Source organism: Pseudomonas sp. FSL W5-0299, assembly GCF_005930655.1.
Lineage (GTDB): Bacteria > Pseudomonadota > Gammaproteobacteria > Pseudomonadales > Pseudomonadaceae > Aquipseudomonas > Aquipseudomonas mandelii.
Map to the genome: position 1 here is coordinate 1 of NZ_RXHX01000041.1, position 20,144 is coordinate 20,144.

A 20,144-nucleotide genomic window follows, 5' to 3' on the forward strand; every position below is an offset into this window, starting at 1 on the left:
GTATGTAGACAGCGGTCTGAATCGAGGCAAAACGAGTGTAAATCCTTTTTAGGAATGCCTGCCAGGCGGTGACGTATTGCCGAAAAAGAGTGGGCTGAGCGTCCGCTTCTGGCCGAGACTGTGTAAAAACGTTTGTGAGCGCGTCAGGTACTCAAAACAGGACTGGAAATCGCGCCTCTACACGAAATCCACATCTGCTGACGTGCAGATAAATTTCAGATTTAACGTAGACGCGTACACTTCAATTTTGGCGAAGCTTTTTTACACACTCTGGGCCCATTGCAGACATTCATGTCTGCCTCTACAGAGGAATTTAGGGCTCAAAATGCGATTCATGGATTGAGTCATCATTTTTCGATAGCGGAACTTCAGAAACGCCACGTCATGTTGCCGGTCAGGGCTTGAATCCAGGCATCGTCGAACTGACCGGAGACTCGGTTGCCCGAGATCGACTTGGTCTGGTCCACCGGCATGTCGCCGAGCCAGACCATGGCCCAACTGACGTTGATGTCGGTGTCTTGGTTCAGAGCATAGGTGGCGCCTGTGGCGATGCGCCAGGACTCGCCCATAGGTACGATCACGCTGCGTTTGCTATCGGAGACAGCGCTGCTGTCGTAGGCCACGCCGACATTCCACAGCCATTGCTCGGTGGCCTGGTACTGCGCGCCAAGGGACAGGTGCCAGGTGTCCTTGAAACCGGCATCGACCGATTTCGACTGCGCGCCAAACGCCGTGGTGTCGACCTGTACGCCGATCTCACCGAATTCCGACCAGTCCTGCCAGTTGGCCGAGGCCAGCAAGGCCCATTGCCGGTCCAGTTGCTGGAACAGGCTGAGGGTCACGGTCTGCGGCACGGTGGTGTCGAGTTTGGTGTTGGTGTCGTTGATGCGTTCCAGCAAACGGCCGTCGCCTTTCACATCCAGCGGGTCTTCGAAGTCCAGGTCGACTTTGCTGGTGTAGGCCAGGCCAATGCGGGTGCCGGATTGCGGGGCATAGATCACCCCGACGTTGGCGCCATAACCCCAGGCACCATCCTTGTACTTGTACTGACCGTCAGCGCGATCGGTGAAACCGAAGGGAGAGCGGTCGATGGCGGTTTGCGCCTGCAACATGCCGTACATGGCCTTGACGCCAACGCCCACCGACCATTGCTCGTTGAAGCGATACGCCACGCTGGGCACCAGGGACAGACCCAGCAGGCTGGAGTTCTGCGCGAAGTAGCGGCCGGACCAATCGTTGTCGTAGTTGACCGCCAAGCCGAAGTCGCCGTACTGGCCGAAGCCGACGCTCCAATGTTCTTCCAGTTCATGGCTGATGAAGAAACTGCCACCGGGGATCGGTTCGAGGGCATTGCCACTGCCGCTGCCGGCCACATTGCTGCCGGCGTCGCGATCGAAGCTCAGGTCGCCATACAGCACTTGCAAGCCGCCGGTGATCTGCGTGCCCGGCAGGTAACTCATACCCGCCGGGTTACTGGCGATGGTCGCTGGGCCTTGGGCCCGGGCAGCGGCACCGGCGTTGGCCAGGCCAGCGTTATCGGTGCCGATTTCGTAGAGCATCATGCCGCCGGCCCAGGCTTGCTGGCAGCACAGCGCGAGGAGCGTACAAGCAGGCAGGGCAGTGGTTTTGGTTGGCATGGTTAACCTCTATCCATTTTCGAATTAACGTAGCGCACGCACGCATGTCCATGGAGTAACAGCAGGCATCCCACGCGCCTTCTCAAGTCGAATTGATACTAGTCGAGAAAACCTGAACTAAGCTCTCCGGGTCGCTTCGCATCGAGGCGGCACAACCGCAGTGGTAGTGCATATTCTCGTTATCGAGAAGGAGCTACTGATGAGCAAAGTCGTCCACCTCATGCCTGTCATTGCCCTGGTAATTATCTGGCCCGATACCGGCAAAACTGCCGATAGCCAGGCCGAGCTGGCCAAACAATCACTGAACCCGGTTGCTGCGCTGTACAGCGTGCCGATTCAGTACAACTGGAACCAGAAACTTGGCCCCAGTGGCGAGGGCTACCAAAGCGTCACCAATATCCAGCCGGTGCTGCCCTTTACCCTCAATGACGAGTGGAACCTTATTTCCCGAACCATCCTGCCAGTTATCGATCAACACGGTCTGGTACCAGGTGGGCAGGCGGACAAGTCCGGGGTCGGTGATGTGACCCAGAGCTTCTTTTTTTCACCCAAACACCCGACCGCGAGCGGCTGGATTTGAGGGGCAGGACCGGTAATCCTGGTGCCAACCGGCAGTGATGAGATGAGCTGTTGAGTGGTGAGCAGTGGGGGGCGGGTCCTACCGTGGTTGCCCTCAAGCAAAGTAACGGCTGGACCCGCGGTATCCTGGCCAATCACATTTGGTCGCTGGACCACAGCCCTCCCGATGAAAAAGACAAAATCAACCAGACCTTCCTGCAACCGTTCTTCAGCTACACCACCCCTACCTACACCACCTTCGGCATCAACACTGAGTCCACCTACGACTGGCAAACCCGGAATGGTCAGTGCCAATCAACCTGTTCGTGACCCAGCTGTTCAAAGTGGGTCATCAACCCATGAGCTTGCAAGTGGGCCCACGGTATTGGGCTGAAAGTCCGAAAGATGGCGCACAAGGCTGGGGGTTTCGGGTAGCGTATACGCTGTTGTTTCCAAAATGATTCCAGCTCCGCTGATGCATCTGTAGGCGTCACGAGTGGTCGCTGCTCGCAAACGTCAAAATGGCGAAGTGGCGGCCTCTGATGAAGCCGCCATGTTTCTCCTGTCTGATCAGTTACCTGCTGGCATCGGCAGGTTGATGCCTTCTTTTTTCAAGGTGTCACGCACGGTTTGGAATTTCTGGTATTGCGACAGCTCGATCGGCCCGTCATAACCCATGCTTTGCAGTTTGCGTGGTGGGTAATCGACGTAGGTTTTCATTAGCTTCATGATCGCGCCTGTGATCGGCACCATCGTCCAGGTACGCTCAGTAAAGTTGTTCATGAACAGGTCATAGCGCTCTTGCGGGTCTTGCCACAAGTCAAAGACCTGCGGCACGGTAGCTACATATTTTTCTGCGCCTTTCCATCCCAGGTTAGTGTCCACCGCCAGGCCGCCAGTTTGCGCGCCATCATCGCCGCGCAGGTTGAATACGGCCTTGTAGTTTCCGACACGCGCCGCACCCGGGGACAGTTCGTTCTCGGTGAAGTAGAACCACTCCTTGCGCGGAGAAGGGCCACTGCCGGTGAGTACAGGGGTCATGTCGTAACTGTCGAAGATGATTGGCTGACCTTCGCGATCTTTTTCCGGCAGCTTCACGCCAGCGACAGAGGCGAAGGTCGCCATCAAATCCAGGCCACCGAGCAGCTCGTGGTTTTTTGTGTCGGGCTTGATCTTGTCTGGCCAGACGGCAATGGCTGGTACCCGGTTACCGCCCTCACGCACTGTGCCCTTGGTCCCACGGAACGGGGTGTAGCCGGCGTCCGGATAAACATCCTGCCAGGCACCGTTGTCAGTGGTGTAAACCACAAGCGTGTTCTTATCCAGGCCCAGTGCCTTGAGCTTGTCCAAAATGCGGCCGATGTGGGTATCGAGTTCGACCACCGAGTCGGCGTACTTGGACTTAGACATGGATTTATGCACGAACTCCGGTGCAGGCATGTTCGGCTGGTGCACTTTCATGAAATTGACGTTGATGAAAAACGGCTTGTCCGATTTGGCTGCCGTGTCGAGAAACTCCAGGGCAGCTTTTTCGACATAGTTGTCAAAGAACGGAATGCCGACCACGCCAGGTTTTCCATCCACGACAGGCGTGTCCACGTACTGGCCGTTGACCTTGAATTCTTCGATCGGTTTTTCCCCGGCCTTGCCGGACAATGCGCCCTTGGTCACCTGTTGGAACATGGCGCGGGTTTCCGGGTCCATGTCCGGGAACCAGGTCGGATCGGCGTAGGTGTAAGCGTTGACGTGATACAGGCCGACGTATTTCATCACGTCATAACCTTGCGCATTGGGTAGCGCATAATCGGCTTCGCCCAAATGCCATTTGCCGGTGAAATAGGTGTCGTAGCCACCGGTTTTCAGCACCGATGCCAGCGTCCACTCGGCTGCTGGCAGGCCACCGCCCTGGCCCTGGAAGGCCACGGTGGTCATGCCGCTACGATTAGGAATACGCCCGGTTTGCATGGCTGCCCGACCCGGTGTGCAGCTTGGCTGGGCATAAAAAGAGTAAAAAGTGACCCCTTCCGCCGCCAGCTCATCGATGCTGGGCGTCGGCATGCCTCGACCGACCCCACCGCCGTAAGGGCCCAGGTCGCCATAGCCGGTATCGTCGGAGACGATAAACAGAATATTGGTCTTTTCCGTCTGAGCCGCATGGGCAAGTCCGTTCAGTGACAAAAGCGCAGCAAACACTATTGATAGTTTGAAACGATCCGATAGCTGTTCCATACCAGGATTCCTCGTTGTTTCATGGTGCTGGCAACCGGTGATGGTGCACATCAACATTGACCCATGGTGCATTGACCACCGAGTAATTAGCCTAGGTACTGCGTACAGAATCATTTCCCCCTGTGGCATGACCATGCACGGGTTAAGGCGCAGGAAGGAGTCTAGTGCGGTTTTTTCAAATCAACGGGGCGATAGCCGTGTTTTGTTGGTGTATGTAACGCCAGGATTACAAACTGAATAGATACCAACCATGAACGCGGTAAACACAATCGCCACAAAGCGCGACTCGACTTAAAAATGACTACCGACGGTTCATCGAGTCGCGTGTGCAATATCGCCGCAGAAAATATCGGCGCTGCCATCCTCGGGTGAAGTACGCACGACGACGGCGTACTTGCCGGAAAGCAGGTCTGGCATTGTAATGGGCGCGCTTCTGTAAAAGGTCCATCCACCGGTGCCTGCATTGGGTTCGGTGTTGACCTTATCGTTCATTGCGTACGCGACTGGCCCGGGTTGCTGGCAACTGCCTTTGTTGATGAAGGTGTAGATGCGCGGCGGCAGGATGGTCCCGTTTGGAACGCCGGTAATGTAGAAGTCAAAGTTGGTTTGATTGCCTTCGCCAGTCAATGTAGTCGTGGCGGTATGACCAGGGTTTTTATGGGTCGCTGCCAACGGAAGATTCATTGATTGGTGTGAGGAGCTGGTGCAGCCGAAGAGACTTGCGGTAGTCAATAGCACTGACAGGGGGAGACGGAATTTCATTGCCAACCTCCAATATTGGAAGTAGTGCGGTGGGGGGACTATTGGGTATAGCTCAATAACGTCGCTGTGCGTTCTTGAACGTCTACTTTTATAGCCCGTTAAATCCCTGAATCCCCCAGGTTTATCAATCAGACGTTGTGAGCTCGCATGCTCACACGCTTGAGCACCTGCAAGTAGGTGGGTGGTTGCGGCACGATGCCGCGCTGGCGCTAAAGTGCATGCAATTTAGGCAAGCGGAAATAGGGCGCTGACGCCATCAGATGATGCTCAATATGAAAATTGACCCGGATCGGCGCCACGCAAGCGCGGGCGATCCAACACGGACTGTGTGGTTCGGGTACTGAGCAGTACGTCCGGGCTTGATTCCAGGCAGGCCTGCTCCGCCATGGAGCGAATGTTTCTCACTGATCGAACAGACCTGCTGGCAATTGGCGGCTGCGAAGGACTCTGCGTCGAATTGCGTCCAGAAGGCCTTCAGCCACAACGTGACCATCTCGCGTAACCCGCAATCCGGTCAGCCAACCGGCCAGAAAGAAGAAAGGGACAGATTTGTTTTCTGTACTTTTGACCGGCAGCTTCTGGCCGAGAGTGTGTAAAAACGTCAGATTTGGTTTTCTACATCGACGCCAGGAGACCGTGCTGACGTTTCGCAAACTGATCAAGTCCGTGACGTTTCCACGAACAGTTAAAACCGCTCAGCAAACTCTTAAAGCCCTTTGGATGGGGCAAAAAAGACCGGTTTTTACGCCGTTAACGCTTTCATCAAGCCAGTGGTGCATATGGGGCGAGAGCGCACCGTCCTTCTTTGTTCTGATATCGGCGAACGACGCACCTGCCAGCGTCGGTAATGGGGTGACCATCAGTTTCGAAGCGCCGCCCCGTGCCGCCATCGACGCGTTCCATGCAGCCGCTTTGGCCGCTGGCGGTACCTGTGAATGCCTACGCTGCCTATGCCCGTGATCTGGACGGCAACAAACTGGCGGCCTATGGCTTCAGTCCCGATTAAAACCCGGTTCGCCTTGATTTTCGCCACCATGATCCTGTTGGAAATACCCAGCAGGGCGTAGCGCAATTACTCCACTAGATGATCCACCAATGGGTGAACCGTCTCATCGACCGAGACCGGTGGCTGGACCCGCTGTCATTGGTCGGGCGCTAGCCACGTATCCACCACCCGCCGATCCAGTTCCTCCCAATCAGCCATGCCCAACACCCGCGTGGTGTTCAGCCCGCGCAAATAACCACGCAGCTGGTTGGCGGTGGCACGGGTTAACTCCCGGTCGTGCGGGTTTTCGCACAGCAGTACAGTTTCGTACTGGATCAAGTACTCGGCCACCCGGTCACGGAACTCGGGCAGGACGGCGTCGCGGATCAGGTCAAACGTTCTCAAGGAGAGGCCTCATCAATGTATTTCGGTTGTGATTGAGTGTGTACGAGTCTGCACGGCGCGCAACTATTGCGTGAGGTAATAGTGACAATCACGAAAGACAAGTTCTGCTTTGTCAGTAATCACCGGAAAATCGCCCCCATCGAACACAGCCCGTGACGCTGACCCGTCACGCGATGAACCGGACTTTTTATTTTCAGGATGACATCCATGCGCCCTTTATTTGTGCCTGCCATGGCGTTTGCCTCTTTATTGCTCGCCGGTTGCGCCTCTGCGCCGAACGACCCGACGCTGACCCTGCAGACCAGTAAGACACCTGCGCAATACGCCGACTGCGTCGTACCGAAATTGCAGGGCAGTGCGTTGAACCCGACCGTCTCGCAGACCCAGCGCAGCTACCGGATCGTGGTGCCGAGCAAAGTCTCTGCGGACAACGTACTGGAGGCCTACAAGTCCGGCAGTGGCGGCAAGGTGTTCATCTACGAGCGGCACTTGCTGGCCTCGAACTTCCTGCCGTCGAGTTTCGGACGCGCCGCCCAGGATTGCATCTGACCCCGACCCGTAAACGTTTTTCAAGCGCTCCTTTGGTTGGCCGCAACCAACCAATTTTTTGCCCCGCACCGCCTTTCGGTCGCGGGGCTTTTTTTTGTCAGGGCCAATTCGAATCGCCATACGGCACGGATTGCCTGGTCGATCTCACACGAATGTAAACAGGTTCCCGCAGCACGAAATAATCCTGTTCTCAGGACGCAAAGCATCGTAGTTTACGCGCCATAAATACAAGGACGTCAGGAGTGTAAGTGGGCGCTTATCGTTTGCTGTTGGCTATTCTTGTGGCCGTTTCTCATATGGGCAAAACGTTCGCGGGGCTTAACCCTGGCGTGGTTGCCGTGATTTCCTTTCTGATCATCAGCGGCTTTGTAATGACCTCGCTCATTGAGCGCAATTACAAGGCGCCGCAGAAAATCGGGCTGTTCTACATGGACAGGGCCTTGAGGCTTTACCCTCAATTCCTGTTCTACTTCCTGGCATCGTGCGCCGTGATTTATTGCCTGCTGCCCGGCACGCCTCAAGCCGCCGAGCTGACGCTCGGGAACATCGCGGCGAGCCTCACGATGGTGCCCCTCGGCTTCTACATGTTCGGGCTCGCCGGGCCGCTGATTTTGCCGCCGGCCTGGTCTCTGGGGCTGGAGATGTGTTTCTACCTGGTGATTCCATTCCTGTTGATCTACAAGGCGAGGGGCGTTGCGTTTGTCTTGTCTGTCGCCGTATTTATGACTGCGTGTCTTGGTTTCCTCAACACCGATGTGTACGGCTATCGCCTGTTGCCGGGCGTCTTGTTCATGTTCCTGTGCGGCAGCTACCTGTACAAACCGCAGGCGAAGGGTTTAGCGATCGCTGCCGGCACTGCCGTGGTGGCTGCCTTGATGTTTGCGGCCATCGAAGCGGGACTGATTGAGCGTCGGCCGTTTAACGCGGAGGTGACGGCGGGCATCGCCTTAGGCATCCCGGCCGTGTACGTGCTGACGAAACTCAAGTTTCACCGGGTTGACGAATTCCTCGGGGACATCAGCTATGGCGTGTTTTTGAATCACTTTGTGGTGATGTACTTCCTGCGTGCTTTCTGGCCGGTTGCCTACGACGCGCACATCGTTGCCGCCGTTCTGATCCTGTCGTTCGGGTTGAGCTGCGTTTCGTACTACAGCATCGAACGGCCGGCGCTGAAACTCCGCCATGCGCTTCGGGCGGGCGCGAGGTTCAGCGTGGGTAAACGGCGAGACGGCGAAAAGGTGGCTTAGTGCGTGTGACTTCGTAGAGCCCGTCTCCACACTTTTGCATGAAACGATCACGCTAAGGTGCAAGCTCACCATACCCAGGTATGGTAGCTGGCGTGGTGCGTCGCGATGCAGACTCGATTCCTGAACGATCAGTCCCTTTCACCTCGAGAGAGTGGCTTTCGCTTAAGACCCCTTGAGTCAGGCAATCGGAGAATAACCATGACGACGCATCTGAACATCCCCACCCCAAAGGATGGAGCATCTCAGCCAGTGAGCGGTCAGCCGGACTCCGGCTTAAGCTTGTACAGCACCTCGAATTTCGGCGGAACGGGGGCGCAAGAGATGGTTTCTTCGCGCTATGCCCTGCGAGTCGGCGAGATTGACGTGCTGGTGATCAGCGATGGGGTGCTGCCGCTGCCGACGTCGACGATGTCCACCAATGTCGACCCCGCCGATCGCGAGGCCTGGTTCAAGGATCAATACCTGGGGCCGGACGCATTCGATTGGCCGCTCAACGTTCTGGTGCTGCGCAGCGGCGACCAGACCATCCTGGTCGACGCTGGGCTGGGTGGGCAGTTCCCCGGCTTTCCGCGGGCCGGGCAGTTCCCCAAGCGTCTGGAGTCGGCCGGCATCGACCTGGCGTCGGTGACCGACGTGGTGATCACCCACATGCACATGGACCATATCGGCGGGCTGCTCGTCGATGAGGTGAAGAACCGGTTGCGTCCTGATGTGCGAATTCACGTTTCGGCGACCGAGGTCGATTTCTGGGCGACTCCCGACTTCACCCAAACCACCATGCCGACACCGGTGCCCGACGTTTTGCGGTCCACGGCCCAGCAGTTCATGGATGCCTTCCACAACCAGCTGAAGACGTTCGAAGACGAATATGAGGTGGCACCGGGCGTGGTCGTCAAGCTGACCGGCGGCCACACTCCGGGGCACAGTGTGGTCTACGTGAACTCCGGCGGTGAGCGGTTGACGTTCGCAGGCGACGCGCTGTTCCCGGTCGCCTTCGAGCACCCTGAATGGCACAACGGCTTTGAACATGACCCGGAGGAAGCGTATCGCGTGCGTGTTCGCCTGATGCGCGAGGCGGCGGCGAGCGGCGAGCTGTTTGTCGCTACGCACCTGCCGTTCCCCTCCGTTGGTCGAGTGGCCATCGACGGAGATGCCTTTCGCTGGATCGCGGCCATCTGGGACTATTGATCGCTCGCGGGAGCCGGACCTCCGTTCAGGCCAAGGCAGGCCGAGCGGGGGGCACAACTTTTACCGGGCCAGCGCTAACCTGGCCCAATGCGTATCAGCACGACGCGATGTCGGGCACCCAGTCAGGCATTCTCATTCTCTGATCGGATAATGCGATCTCGAACAACTGCCTCGCAGGGCAACAGCCGATCGGCCTCGTCGAGTTCCATCGCGTGATGGACGCCCCATTCGATCAACAATTCGAGGATGGGCCGCAGGCTTTCGCCCAGCGGGGTGAGCAGGTATTCGATCCCCTGGCGATCCCGGGCGCTGGGTTGGCGGCTCACCATCCCGTGTTCCTCAAGCGCTCGCAGTTGCTCGATCAACACCTTCTGTGAAACGCCGACGATGCGCTTCTCCAGATCACAGGTGCGTTGCGGTCCGTCCAGCAGCACATGAAGGATGACTCCCTTCCAGCGCCCGGAGAGCACAGCCAGCGTGCGCTCGATCGGCAAGCCCGGCAGTCTATTGATTGTCTTCATTGGGTACCACTGACTAAACGGTGTGTAGATAGGCCTGATTTAGGAACAGTACGCTTTCCTTCCGATCAGATCCGACCCGAAGGAAGCCCAATGATAGACCTGTTTGAATCTCAGTTGGTTGGCGGCACCCTCAGACTGAAAAACCGTATCGTCATGGCGCCCATGACGCGCACGCGGACGTCCGAGGGTGACGTCCCCAATGAATTGATGGCCACCTATTACGGGCAGCGAGCCAGTGCCGGCCTGATCGTCGCCGAGGCAACGGACGTTGCGCCCTCCAGCAATGGCTACGCCATGACACCTGGTATCTACACGCCAGCCCAACGGCAAGGCTGGCGCCTGGTGACCGATCAGGTTCACCGCAACGGCGGCACGATATTTCTGCAACTGTGGCACGTCGGCCGGATGGCCCATCCATCGCTCATGCCGAACGGCGAGGCGCCTTGGGGCGTGACCGACGAAAGGGCTGAGTCGCAAGTGTTCGCTCACGGCCCGGATGGCAAGTTGGACCACATCCCGGCGGGCCAGCCTCGGCGCCTGACGTCAGAGGAGGTGATGGCATTGGTCGACACGTTTACACAAGAGTGCATCCACGCCCGGGAGGCCGGGTTTGACGGTGTCGAAATCCATGGTGCCAATGGCTATCTGGTCGAGCAGTTCATGAACTCGGTGCTCAATACGCGCACCGATTCATATGGAGGCGGCAGCTTGGAAAACCGTACACGGTTCCTGCTGGAAGTCGTTGAAGCGGCGGTGCGTGAGTGGGGGCCGGGGCGTGTGGGTGTGCGCCTGTCGCCGTTTGGCAAGTTCAACGGTATTCCGGCGGACCCGCTGACCGAGGAAACCTTGCTGTACGTGGCTGAGCGTCTGGGTCGTCTCGGCGTCGCCTATCTGCACCTGGTCTACGAGCTGATGCCTGAGGAAAACATGGAGTTGGCCGAGTTCAAATCGAACCACCTCGACCACGCTCTGCTGGCCAAGGTTCGGGCCGCGTTCCCTGGCGCAATCATCTGGTGTGGCGGGTTCACTGATCGCAACAGCGCGCAGGCTGCGCTCGACACCGGGTTGGTGGACTTAATTGCCTTCGGCAGACCCTTTATCGCCAACCCGGACCTTGCAGAGCGTCTCAAGCACGGCTGGCCGTTAGCCGAAGCGGACCGATCAGCGTATTACACCCGCCGCGGCGAGGTCGGTTATACGGATTTCCCCGCCTATTCCCTGGGGTAGTGCTTTTCGCAGCCTTGGACTGATTGCGGCGGTGGCAGGCGTTCGGTGGCGGGCGGTTCTGCCAGCGCCTGCGATTTGTCGTCAATTGCCCGCGTTGTGCACCCTGCGCGCCCCCCGGGGATCGGGTCCGGCCATTTAAGCTGATATCATTCGGGCGCTGACACACCGAGTGGAAAACCATGAATCGTCAAAAAAAAATCAAGCAGCTATTAAAGGCGCATGCCAAAAAAGCCAGTGCCAAACTGGCACCGGCAAGCAAGTCTAAATACATCAGCAAGGCTGATCGATTGAAGCTCGCGGCTGAATCCACTCTCGACCCCACCACTTCCTCTGAGAGCGAGTGAGTTGCAGGAAACAGTGGTCTGTCGTGTCCAGCGATGTTTTGCCGACACGCCGATTCACTGTTAGCGCCGCATCCGTCCCTGGAGCGTCCAATGCCGTCCATCATCACGCGCCTGGTGGCGCTTGTTGTTCTTTGCCTGACGCTTGAAGTGCCAGCCCAGACCGGCGCCTGCCCGGCTGGCGAGAAGCAAGTGTGCCTGGACGGCTGCATCTGCCTGCCAGATATGGGACTGACGGATGACCTTTACCAGATCGCCGCGCCAGCCTTGGCGCTGTGGCTGACCCAGGCCCGCGCCGACGCCGCCGTCACCGGCCTGCAACCCATTCCACCGCACATCCGGGAGCAATTGCTGCGCTGGTACGATCCCGTCGTCCTCGATGCCGCACGCTACAAAGTCAGCGATAGCGGCCAGTTCAACGCCGCCACTGCCATGCTGCAAAACCCCGATGTCGGTGCCGTGACGCTGATCGACATCATCCTCTTCCGGGATGCTGAAACCGCAGAACAGAACATCGTGCTCTGGGCGCACGAGCTCAAGCATGTGCAGCAGTTCCAGGAATGGGGGGTAGAAGGATTTGCCCAGCGGTATACACAAGATTTCAATGCGGTGGAGGCGCCGGCTTATGCCATACAGGCTGAGGTCAGGCGGACGTTGCGGGACGGAGCTGTCACTCATCCTTGAACCTGATCTGGAGCGGCGCATGAAAGTTGGTGTGATTTCCGATACTCACGGCTTGCTCCGTGCCGAAGCCTTGGCTGCCCTGGCGGGTTGTGAGCGGATCATTCACGCGGGCGACATCGGCAACGCCGACATTCTCGATCAACTCAAGGCTATCGCCGCGCTGTACGTTGTCCGCGGGAATAATGACCTGGACGCCCCGTGGGCAGAAAAACTTCCTGACCTTCTTCGTTTTGATCTCGACGGATGGGAAACGCTGCTGGTGCATGACGTCGCCGATGTCCCGGCCGCGCTCGACTCAGCCATCAAGCTGGTGATCACCGGTCATTCGCACAAGCCACGGATAGAGTGGCGTGGCGACCGGCTTTACCTCAATCCCGGCAGTGCGGGGCGGCGGCGTTTCAAGCTGCCGGTGACGCTGGCGCTGCTGGATGTGTTCGAAACGTCCCTGGAGCCGCGTCTGGTGTCTTTGCTGGAATGATGTTCAGAACGGGGTCGGCGGAATTTTTTCCAACATAAAACGGCTCGTTGATCAAACGAGCCGTCGTTGTGAAAGGACTATTTCAGATCGGCCTCAAAGGTGATCAGCATCAATCACCGCCTTGGCGAACGCCTGTGGATCTTCCTGCGGCAAGTTGTGACCGATGCCGCCGCTGATCAGCCGGAACTCGTATTTGCCGGTGAAGCGCTTGGCGTAATCCTCGGGGGCTGGGTGCGGCGCACCGTTGGCATCGCCTTCAAGGGTGATGGTCGGCACGCTGATGGACGGCGCCGTGGCCAGTTTCTGTTCGAGCGCCTCGTATTGAGGCTCGCCCTGGACCATGCCCAGGCGCCAGCGGTAATTGAAGACGGTGATCTCGACGTGGTCGGGGTTGTCCAGGGCCTTGGCGCTGCGGTCAAACGTGGCGTCATCGAACGCCCATTTTGGCGACGCCAGTTGCCAGATCAGCTTGGCAAAATCATGAGTGTTTTTCTCGTACCCGGCACGACCACGGTCGGTGGCGAAGTAAAACTGGTACCACCATTGCAATTCGGCCTTGGGTGGCAGCGGGTTCTTGCCGGCCGCCTGATTACCGATCAGGTAGCCGCTGACCGAAACCAGCGCCTTGACCCGCTCTGGCCACAGCGCCGAGACGATGCCGGCGGAACGTGCGCCCCAGTCATAGCCACCGAGCACCGCTTGTTTGATCTTCAGCGCATCCATGAAATCAATGACGTCACTGGCCAATGCGGCCGGTTGGCCGTTGCGAAGGGTTTTATCGGACAGGAAATGCGTATCGCCATAACCACGCGCATACGGCATCAGCACGCGATAGCCCTTCGCTGCAAGCAGCGGGGCGACTTCGTCATAGCTGTGAATGTCATACGGCCAGCCGTGCAGAAGGATCACTACCGGACCATCAGCCGGGCCTGTTTCGGCGTAGGCCACGTTCAGCAGTCCGGCCTTGATGTGCTTCAGCGGGCCGAACGGGGAGGGTGTGGCCTGAGCGGCGTCGGCCTTGACCGCCGCCGGCTGCACGGTGGCGCTCGTTTGTGCGTGGGCCGCACCGAGCGCGCCGAACAGGGCGAATGCCAGGATCGACGAGCTGACCAGGTGGCGACGAGTCATGCCGGTTTTGTTCTGCATTGCCATCTTCATGGTGATGTCTCCGTTGCAAGGCGTTGGCCAGGGGTTCTGGCTGAGCCCCTTGAAACCTTGAAAACATTTGAACGCGGCGACGTATCTGGCCTGTGTCGAAACGCAGGCCCGGTGAAAACGCATGTATCAAGAGGGTAGCCGTACACACTGTGATACACAGCGACGCAGGGGGGGGCGGTGTCATCTTGGTGTCACCTAAGGCATGGCAGGATCATCACAAACCATCTTCAATACCCAGCGCACCCGCCCGCGGGCTGATGAATCTGCCAGGAATCCCCACCATGAAAGGGAACGCCTCTCTGTTTGCGGCCATCGACCTGGGCTCCAATGCGTTTCGCCTGATGATTGGCCAGTCGGTCAGACGCAACCAGCAGATCGTGATCCAGGAAGTCAAAACCCTGCGCGAGCCCGTCCGTTTGGCGGAAGGATTCCAGGGCGGCGCGCTGGATGAGTTGGCGTTGGATCGAGGGTGGCAGGCGCTCGCGCGATTCGGCAAAAAGCTGCGCGGCTTCGAGGCCGGACGAGTGCGGGCCGTGGCGACCAGCGCGGTGCGCGAAGCCGACAATGCCCAGTTGTTTTTGACCAGCGCCGAGCGTCACCTGGGGTTTCGGATTGACGTGATCTCCGGGCATGAAGAAGCCCGGCTGGTGTATGCCGGGGTTGCCCACACGACACCGAGTGCCGCGAGTATGCGGCTCGTGGTGGACATTGGCGGCGGCTCCACCGAGTTGATTCTGGGGCAGGGCGCACAGCCCCTGTTGACCGAAAGCATTGCCATTGGCAGCAGCACTTTTGGCACGCGTTATTTTCACGGAGGCTGCATTACGGCTCAGGGCCTGCTGGAAGCCGAGCGCGTCGCTACGGTGCAGTTTGAAAAGGTCGCACATCGTTACCGGGCGCTGGGTTGGCAGCAGGCCATCGGCTCTTCAGGCACCGCGCGGATGCTCGCCAAAGTCCTCAAGGCCAACGGCTTGAACGATGATGACCAAGGCGGAATCACCTACGGCGGCCTGCTGCGCCTGTCGTTGCGCCTGCTTGAAGCGGGGCAGGTCAATCACCTCAGGCTGGCGGGTTTGCAACCCCATCGCCTGAATAGCTTGCCTGGCGGACTGGTGGTCATGCTGGCCGCGTTCAAGGTCTTTTGCCTGTCGCAAATGACGCCTTCGGAAGCGGGTTTAAGGGTCGGGGTGTTACATGGATTGATGGCCAGGCATTGACTGGACTCTGATAACTGACTGCAGTCATTACCGGTCAGGGACGCAAGCCGTCAGTCAGCGCGCCTCAAAGGCGGGTGAACGCCATCTATCATGAACCGGGCGAATCCATCCTGAAGGAGGCGGTTATCTCATGAACAAGGAACCCATCGGCTCAAAGAACGCAGAGGACGAAGGCGCCTCTGCGCTGATAGACGCGAGAATCAAAGAGCTGAGTGACTGGCGGGGCGAAACGCTCGCCAGGATTCGAACGATCATCCAGCACGCCGACCCCGATGTGGTCGAGGAATGGAAATGGCGGGGCGTTCCGGTGTGGTCACACGCGGGCATCATCTGCACCGGCGAGACGTACAAGAACGCCGTGAAGATGACCTTCGCCAAGGGCGCTTCGCTGGAGGATCCTTCGGGACTTTTCAATGCCAGTCTTGAAGGCAATACCCGACGGGCGATTGATGTGCATGAAGGCGATGAGATTGATGAGGAAGCGTTGAAGGCGTTGATTAACGCTGCCGTCGCGCTCAACTTCTCGCGAGCTGCCGCGCGTGCCAAACCGGTGAAATGAGCAAAGAACTGATGCCGATCAGTGAGTCAATCTCTACGGCTATGCCATTTCAATCCCCATGGCGGCGGTTGGGGCCGATGCTGGCAATGTTATCAAGCTGGACGACGAGCCTGTTTCATCAGCGCGTTCACCGGCTGCGATAACTCAGAGCTGAGGCGCGACGTTTCACTCTCTCGAACAAAAGCCGCCGCCAACCAAGGGGCGGCCAATCACCTGCTTTAGCTGATACCAATTGGCCACCTCATCCGTTAGAGTGTGCGCCGCCCGAGAGATGGATCCCGGGCAATATCTCATGGAGCTTTTTCAGTGAAGTACGTTAGTAAAGTTGTCGCAGTAGCCCTGTTCGGTCTGGTTCTGGCGGGTTGCACCGGCACGCCGATGAACACCCAGCATTATGAAAGCAGTCAATACACCGTCCTGGGCCACAGTGAAGCGAGCGCCACGGGCCTGCTGCTGTTCGGCGTGATCCCGATCCAGCAGAACAACCGTTTTGTTCGCGCTCAGAACGCGGCGATCAAAGCCAAGGGCGGTGACGCGATGATCAACACCCAGGTGCAGGAAAACTGGTTCTGGGCGTGGGTCCTGACCGGCTACACCACCAAGATCTCCGGTGATGTGGTCAAGCTGAAAAACGTTCAGTAAGCCCAATACCCGGTCTTGATTGCGGATGCGCAATTGTGGCGAGGGGATAAGTCCCCTCGCCACAGGTTGTCGCTCAGCTGAAGATGTTCTTAAGTGAATAGCCTTGCGGTTTAACCGGGTTTTCATCAGTGGAAGCTGGAGGTCAGTGGCGTTCCGTCACGCGAGCCTGCGGAGCCACCCGATTCCTTCCCGACCACTTCGCCTGATAAAGCTGCTGATCGGCACGTTTGATCAGCGCGGTGGTATTGCTGTCCGATATCTCGGCCAGGCCAATGCCGATGCTGACCGTGACGTGCCCGGCCGTAGCAAAAATGGCTGCGGCAATCGCGGCACGAATCTTCTCGGCAACGACCTCGGGGCTCTCGGGTTCCTCGACTTCCGGTAACAGCACCGCAAACTCCTCGCCACCGTAACGGGCCACGAAGTCAGTGGCGCGGGTGTTGCCCTGGATCAGCCGGGCGAGTTGGTGCAGCACCTCATCGCCGATCGCGTGGCCGTGGGTGTCATTGATTTGCTTGAAGTGGTCGGCGTCGATGAACAGCAACGCAAAGGGCCGTCCGGTGCGTTGAAACAGCAGGTTGCACTCATTCAGTTTCTCGTCGAATCGGCGCCGGTTGTACACGCCGGTCAGTGCGTCGTGGGTGGCCAGTTTCAACAGATCGGCGTTGGCCTGGGTGAGGGCGGCGGTGCGTTGCGCGACCGTGGCTTCCAGCGACGCATTGGCTTCCTGCAACTCGCGCTCCTTGCCGAGCAAGGACTCCGTCATGCCCTGGAGGGATTGGCCCAGCTGGGCAATTTCTCGCACCGAGTGGTCCCGCGGAAACGTCACACCCGGTTGTTGGTTTTGTACCCGTTTGGCTGACTTTGCCAGCTGTTCGATCGGGCGGCTGAGGTACAGCGCCAGGTAGTACGCCACCAGAGCAAACACGATGGCGGCAATGACCCCCAACAGCAGCAATTTGTAAAACAGGATACGTGCGGGTTGAAGCGCGATATCCAGTGGCTGGCGGACCGCGATGTACCACGTCAGGTCCGTGCTCGAGGGCGTGGGGACCGCGACCACGCTGGTCAGGTAACCGTCGCCGACTGACCAGCCGGCGGTATCGGAATGGTTTTCCCGGACGACCGGCATGTTCGCCACACGTTGCCCCATGAGCGCCTCCGGATAGAGCACTTTGCCGTCGTGGTCGACGATCAGCGCCTCCACCTCGGGCGTCATGTCCTTGCGCAGCACGGCCGCGTCGACAATCCGCGTCGCCCAGCTCCAATGGGCATGGGCGCCCAGCACACCGATCACCTGGCCCTCGGCATTGCGGATCGGCGCGGCGAAATCGATGAAGCGCAAAGGCTCGCCACTGGCGGTTCCGGGCAGCAGTTTGGCCAGCAGTACCGCCTCATGAGGATCGCCGGTATAAGCACCGCGCAACCCGGCCTGGAACCAGGGGCGCTCTTTCACCGATTGATTGACCAGAAGACCGTTCACGGCTTGCCGTACACGTCCGTTGGCGTCAGCCACGCCCATCCAGGCGTACTCGGCGCGGGATTGCGAACGCAGCTCCATCGACGACAAGATATCCGGATCGCCCAGGTCGCCGTGCTTGAATAACGGCGCTCGACTGAGCAGAGACACTTCGAGCTGACGCTCATGCAGTTGTGCGCCCAATAGCTCGGCCGCCGACCTTGCCGTACTCAACAACGCATTGCCGCTGGCCTGCTTCATTTGCTCTGTGGCGATGTGGCCCACGTAGAAACCCACACTCACCAGCGTGAGCAACGACAGACCGGCAAACCAGAGTGTCAGGTGGCTTCGCAAGCTGGCTTTGATCATGGAAGACACCTGACGGTTTGAAGTCGCAGCATGGTATGCGCAATGGTCGGGTGGGGGCCAGTGGCGGCGCTTTCATGGCATCGATCGGTACACGCATTCGCCAACGCGATGACAAGAAACAGAGTCAGTCGGACCGAAGCGCCCTCAGTCGGCACGTCCGCGCAGTTGCGCGAGAATCCGCGCGGCATCCCGGGCCGGAGGCAAACCGAAGACGCGGGCGTAGTCCCGGCTGAATTGGGTAGCGCTTTCATAGCCGACATCGAACGCGGCGCTGGTGACGCTTTTAGCGTTCGCCACCAACAAAGTCCGCGCCTGAAGCAGCCGCACGCGTTTTTGATACTGCAAGGGGCTGAGCGTGGTGACGGCTTTGAAATGGCGGTGGAACGCTGACACGCTCATCGACGCTGTGCGGGCCATGTCCTCGACCCGCAGCGGCTCGGCGAAGGCGCGGCGAATCCACTGGATCGCGAGGCTGACACGGGCCATGGCCGTATCGGGCGCGGCAATCTCGCGCAGCATCCAGCCGTGCGGTCCTTGCAAAACCCGATAGAGAATCTCCCGCTCGTACACCGGGCTCAGGGCCGCGATGTCCGCCGGCCGGTCCATCAATCGCAGCATGCGCACCCAGGCGTCCATCAGCTCGGGTGTGACCGCGGCCACTGAAAAGCCGGCCTCCTGTCCTGACGGTGCGACAGGTTTTGGCAAGTCTGTCAGTAACGTTGCCAGTACGGCAGGGTCCAGTGTCAAGGCGACGGCGAGGTACGGCTCGCCGGACGTGGCCGGGTGCACACTGCCGACCGCCGGCAGCTCAATCGACATCACGAAATAGGTCGCCGGGTCATACCTCAGTGTGCGATCGCCGACGGTGATGGTCTTACTGCCTTGCAGGATCAGGTTGATCATCGGCTCGTAGACAGCGGCCAACTGATGTTCGGGAATCGCACCCTGGACCATGGCCACGCGCGGAATGCCCGTCTCTGTACGCCTGTTTTCGGCCCTGGCGGCAAGGGTTCTGAGTTCATGCAGTTGGTTTTCCATGGGGAGACATCTGACCGCAGGGGGACGCACGGCGCAAGCGAAAAGCAGAAACAGGCAGGATTGGAGTAGTAACGGCTGCGCTCGCCCGAGGGTCTATGGTTACCGTGGTTGCTCATCTGATTGACAGTGGAGCAAGCCATGAGCGTTATCGTCATTACCGGCGGCAGTCGAGGCATTGGTGCCAGCGCCGCAGTGCACTGTGCCCGGCGTGGAATGGGCGTCATCCTGACCTACAAGAGCAACGTGCAAGCGGCGGATTCGGTGGTTCAGCGCATCACGTCCGAAGGTGGTCATGCCGTCGCCCTTGAACTGGATGTCTGCCATGCCGGGCGCTTCGGCGTGTTCGTCGATGCGGTACGAGAGGCGCTGCAATCGAACTGGCAAACCACCACCCTGGGTGGTCTGGTCAACAATGCCGGCCACGGCCTGTTCAATCCGCTTGAGACGGTCACCGAGGCGCAGTTCGACGACCTCATGAACGTTCACCTCAAGGGCCCGTTCTTCCTGACCCAGGCCTTGCTGCCGCTGATGGAGGAGGGCGCAAGCATCGTCAACCTGACCAGCGCGACGACACGGGTGGTCACGCCAGGCGTGGCGCCTTATGCCGCTTTCAAGGGCGGACTGGAAGTACTGACTCGCTACATGGCCAAGGAGTTTGGTGAGCGACGCATCCGTGCCAATGCCGTCTCGCCCGGCGCCATTCGCACCGAACTGGGCGGCGGCTTGAGCGAAGAATTCGAGACGCTGCTGGCCTCGCAAACGGCGCTCGGTCGCATCGGCGAACCGGACGACGTCGGTCGAGTGATCGCCACGCTGCTGTCCGAAGAAAGTGCCTGGATCAACGCGCAATCCATTGAGGTTTCCGGCGGTTACATCATCTGAACCAGCGAG

The 20,144-nt window shown here is 58.9% G+C and carries 19 protein-coding genes and 2 pseudogenes; 13 read left to right on the forward strand and 8 right to left on the reverse strand.

From position 1 onward, the window contains the following. Nucleotides 1–368 precede the first annotated feature (368 nt). Entirely contained in the window at nucleotides 369–1,637 is a 1,269-nt protein-coding gene (locus FHL16_RS29260; protein ID WP_077750075.1) for an OmpP1/FadL family transporter, read from the reverse strand. Between the two features lie 220 nt (nucleotides 1,638–1,857). Between FHL16_RS29260 and FHL16_RS29265 the strand changes: the two are divergent. Beyond that, nucleotides 1,858–2,656, forward strand: a pseudogene (locus FHL16_RS29265) (transporter). A gap of 109 nt (nucleotides 2,657–2,765) precedes the next feature. On the opposite strand, the gene FHL16_RS29270 reads toward FHL16_RS29265, so the two are convergent. Together FHL16_RS29270 and FHL16_RS29275 are read right to left on the reverse strand one after the other, a co-directional pair. Continuing rightward, the gene (locus FHL16_RS29270) at nucleotides 2,766–4,424 is read right to left on the reverse strand and encodes an arylsulfatase (protein WP_077750076.1); all 1,659 of its coding nucleotides are present in this window, start codon (nucleotides 4,422–4,424) and stop codon (nucleotides 2,766–2,768) included. 312 nt (nucleotides 4,425–4,736) lie between these two features. Next, nucleotides 4,737–5,186 (reverse strand): hypothetical protein, encoded by a 450-nt coding sequence (locus FHL16_RS29275; protein ID WP_077750077.1) that lies wholly within the window; start codon nucleotides 5,184–5,186, stop codon nucleotides 4,737–4,739. A 777-nt stretch (nucleotides 5,187–5,963) separates the two neighbouring features. Here FHL16_RS29275 and FHL16_RS29285 point away from each other — a divergent pair. Then, nucleotides 5,964–6,192: pseudogene (locus FHL16_RS29285) on the forward strand (VOC family protein); the annotation flags it as partial. A 135-nt stretch (nucleotides 6,193–6,327) separates the two neighbouring features. Here FHL16_RS29285 and FHL16_RS29290 read toward each other — a convergent pair. Further along, nucleotides 6,328–6,576 (reverse strand): hypothetical protein, encoded by a 249-nt coding sequence (locus FHL16_RS29290; RefSeq protein WP_077750078.1) that lies wholly within the window; start codon nucleotides 6,574–6,576, stop codon nucleotides 6,328–6,330. A gap of 207 nt (nucleotides 6,577–6,783) precedes the next feature. Between FHL16_RS29290 and FHL16_RS29295 the strand changes: the two genes are divergently transcribed. The 3 genes from FHL16_RS29295 (at nucleotide 6,784) to FHL16_RS29305 (ending at nucleotide 9,560) form a co-directional block, all read left to right on the forward strand. After that, nucleotides 6,784–7,125, forward strand: coding sequence for a hypothetical protein (locus FHL16_RS29295; protein ID WP_077750079.1), 342 nt, complete (start codon nucleotides 6,784–6,786; stop codon nucleotides 7,123–7,125). A 248-nt stretch (nucleotides 7,126–7,373) separates the two neighbouring features. Then, nucleotides 7,374–8,372 carry an acyltransferase family protein gene (locus tag FHL16_RS29300; protein ID WP_077750080.1) on the forward strand — a complete coding sequence of 333 codons (999 nt, stop codon included), beginning with the start codon at nucleotides 7,374–7,376 and terminating at the stop codon, nucleotides 8,370–8,372. 198 nt (nucleotides 8,373–8,570) lie between these two features. Next, nucleotides 8,571–9,560 carry an MBL fold metallo-hydrolase gene (locus FHL16_RS29305; protein ID WP_077750081.1) on the forward strand — a complete coding sequence of 330 codons (990 nt, stop codon included), beginning with the start codon at nucleotides 8,571–8,573 and terminating at the stop codon, nucleotides 9,558–9,560. A gap of 122 nt (nucleotides 9,561–9,682) precedes the next feature. Here the strand turns inward: FHL16_RS29305 and FHL16_RS29310 are convergent, their stop codons facing one another. Next, nucleotides 9,683–10,054, reverse strand: a complete 372-nt coding sequence (locus tag FHL16_RS29310) for a winged helix-turn-helix transcriptional regulator (protein ID WP_234452946.1) — start codon at nucleotides 10,052–10,054, stop codon at nucleotides 9,683–9,685. A gap of 117 nt (nucleotides 10,055–10,171) precedes the next feature. Between FHL16_RS29310 and FHL16_RS29315 the strand changes: the two genes are divergently transcribed. From FHL16_RS29315 to FHL16_RS29330, 4 genes are all read left to right on the forward strand, one after another. Further along, on the forward strand, nucleotides 10,172–11,308 hold the full coding sequence (locus FHL16_RS29315; RefSeq protein ID WP_077750083.1) for an alkene reductase: 1,137 nt from the start codon (nucleotides 10,172–10,174) through the stop codon (nucleotides 11,306–11,308). Between the two features lie 179 nt (nucleotides 11,309–11,487). Next, nucleotides 11,488–11,652 carry a DUF2986 domain-containing protein gene (locus FHL16_RS29320; protein ID WP_010459110.1) on the forward strand — a complete coding sequence of 55 codons (165 nt, stop codon included), beginning with the start codon at nucleotides 11,488–11,490 and terminating at the stop codon, nucleotides 11,650–11,652. Between the two features lie 90 nt (nucleotides 11,653–11,742). Further along, nucleotides 11,743–12,333, forward strand: coding sequence for an eCIS core domain-containing protein (locus FHL16_RS29325; RefSeq protein ID WP_077750084.1), 591 nt, complete (start codon nucleotides 11,743–11,745; stop codon nucleotides 12,331–12,333). 19 nt (nucleotides 12,334–12,352) lie between these two features. Beyond that, nucleotides 12,353–12,811 carry a metallophosphoesterase family protein gene (locus FHL16_RS29330; RefSeq protein WP_077750085.1) on the forward strand — a complete coding sequence of 153 codons (459 nt, stop codon included), beginning with the start codon at nucleotides 12,353–12,355 and terminating at the stop codon, nucleotides 12,809–12,811. A 93-nt stretch (nucleotides 12,812–12,904) separates the two neighbouring features. Here FHL16_RS29330 and FHL16_RS29335 read toward each other — a convergent pair whose 3' ends face one another. Continuing rightward, nucleotides 12,905–13,969, reverse strand: coding sequence for an alpha/beta fold hydrolase (locus FHL16_RS29335; protein ID WP_077750086.1), 1,065 nt, complete (start codon nucleotides 13,967–13,969; stop codon nucleotides 12,905–12,907). A 281-nt stretch (nucleotides 13,970–14,250) separates the two neighbouring features. Between FHL16_RS29335 and FHL16_RS29340 the strand changes: the two genes are divergently transcribed. From FHL16_RS29340 to FHL16_RS29350, 3 genes are all read left to right on the forward strand, one after another. Continuing rightward, the gene (locus tag FHL16_RS29340) at nucleotides 14,251–15,186 is read left to right on the forward strand and encodes a Ppx/GppA phosphatase family protein (protein ID WP_077750087.1); all 936 of its coding nucleotides are present in this window, start codon (nucleotides 14,251–14,253) and stop codon (nucleotides 15,184–15,186) included. A 130-nt stretch (nucleotides 15,187–15,316) separates the two neighbouring features. Next, nucleotides 15,317–15,745 carry a DUF1801 domain-containing protein gene (locus FHL16_RS29345; protein ID WP_077750088.1) on the forward strand — a complete coding sequence of 143 codons (429 nt, stop codon included), beginning with the start codon at nucleotides 15,317–15,319 and terminating at the stop codon, nucleotides 15,743–15,745. A gap of 306 nt (nucleotides 15,746–16,051) precedes the next feature. Further along, nucleotides 16,052–16,387, forward strand: a complete 336-nt coding sequence (locus FHL16_RS29350; RefSeq protein ID WP_010459119.1) for a hypothetical protein — start codon at nucleotides 16,052–16,054, stop codon at nucleotides 16,385–16,387. A gap of 142 nt (nucleotides 16,388–16,529) precedes the next feature. On the opposite strand, the gene FHL16_RS29355 is transcribed toward FHL16_RS29350, so the two are convergent. Together FHL16_RS29355 and FHL16_RS29360 are read right to left on the reverse strand one after the other, a co-directional pair. Beyond that, nucleotides 16,530–18,215 (reverse strand): sensor domain-containing diguanylate cyclase, encoded by a 1,686-nt coding sequence (locus FHL16_RS29355; protein ID WP_077750089.1) that lies wholly within the window; start codon nucleotides 18,213–18,215, stop codon nucleotides 16,530–16,532. Nucleotides 18,216–18,359: 144 nt separating this feature from the next. After that, the gene (locus FHL16_RS29360; protein ID WP_077750090.1) at nucleotides 18,360–19,253 is read right to left on the reverse strand and encodes an AraC family transcriptional regulator; all 894 of its coding nucleotides are present in this window, start codon (nucleotides 19,251–19,253) and stop codon (nucleotides 18,360–18,362) included. A gap of 138 nt (nucleotides 19,254–19,391) precedes the next feature. Between FHL16_RS29360 and FHL16_RS29365 the strand changes: the two genes are divergently transcribed. After that, the gene (locus tag FHL16_RS29365; RefSeq protein WP_077750091.1) at nucleotides 19,392–20,135 is read left to right on the forward strand and encodes an SDR family NAD(P)-dependent oxidoreductase; all 744 of its coding nucleotides are present in this window, start codon (nucleotides 19,392–19,394) and stop codon (nucleotides 20,133–20,135) included. The last annotated feature ends 9 nt before the right edge of the window (nucleotides 20,136–20,144 follow it).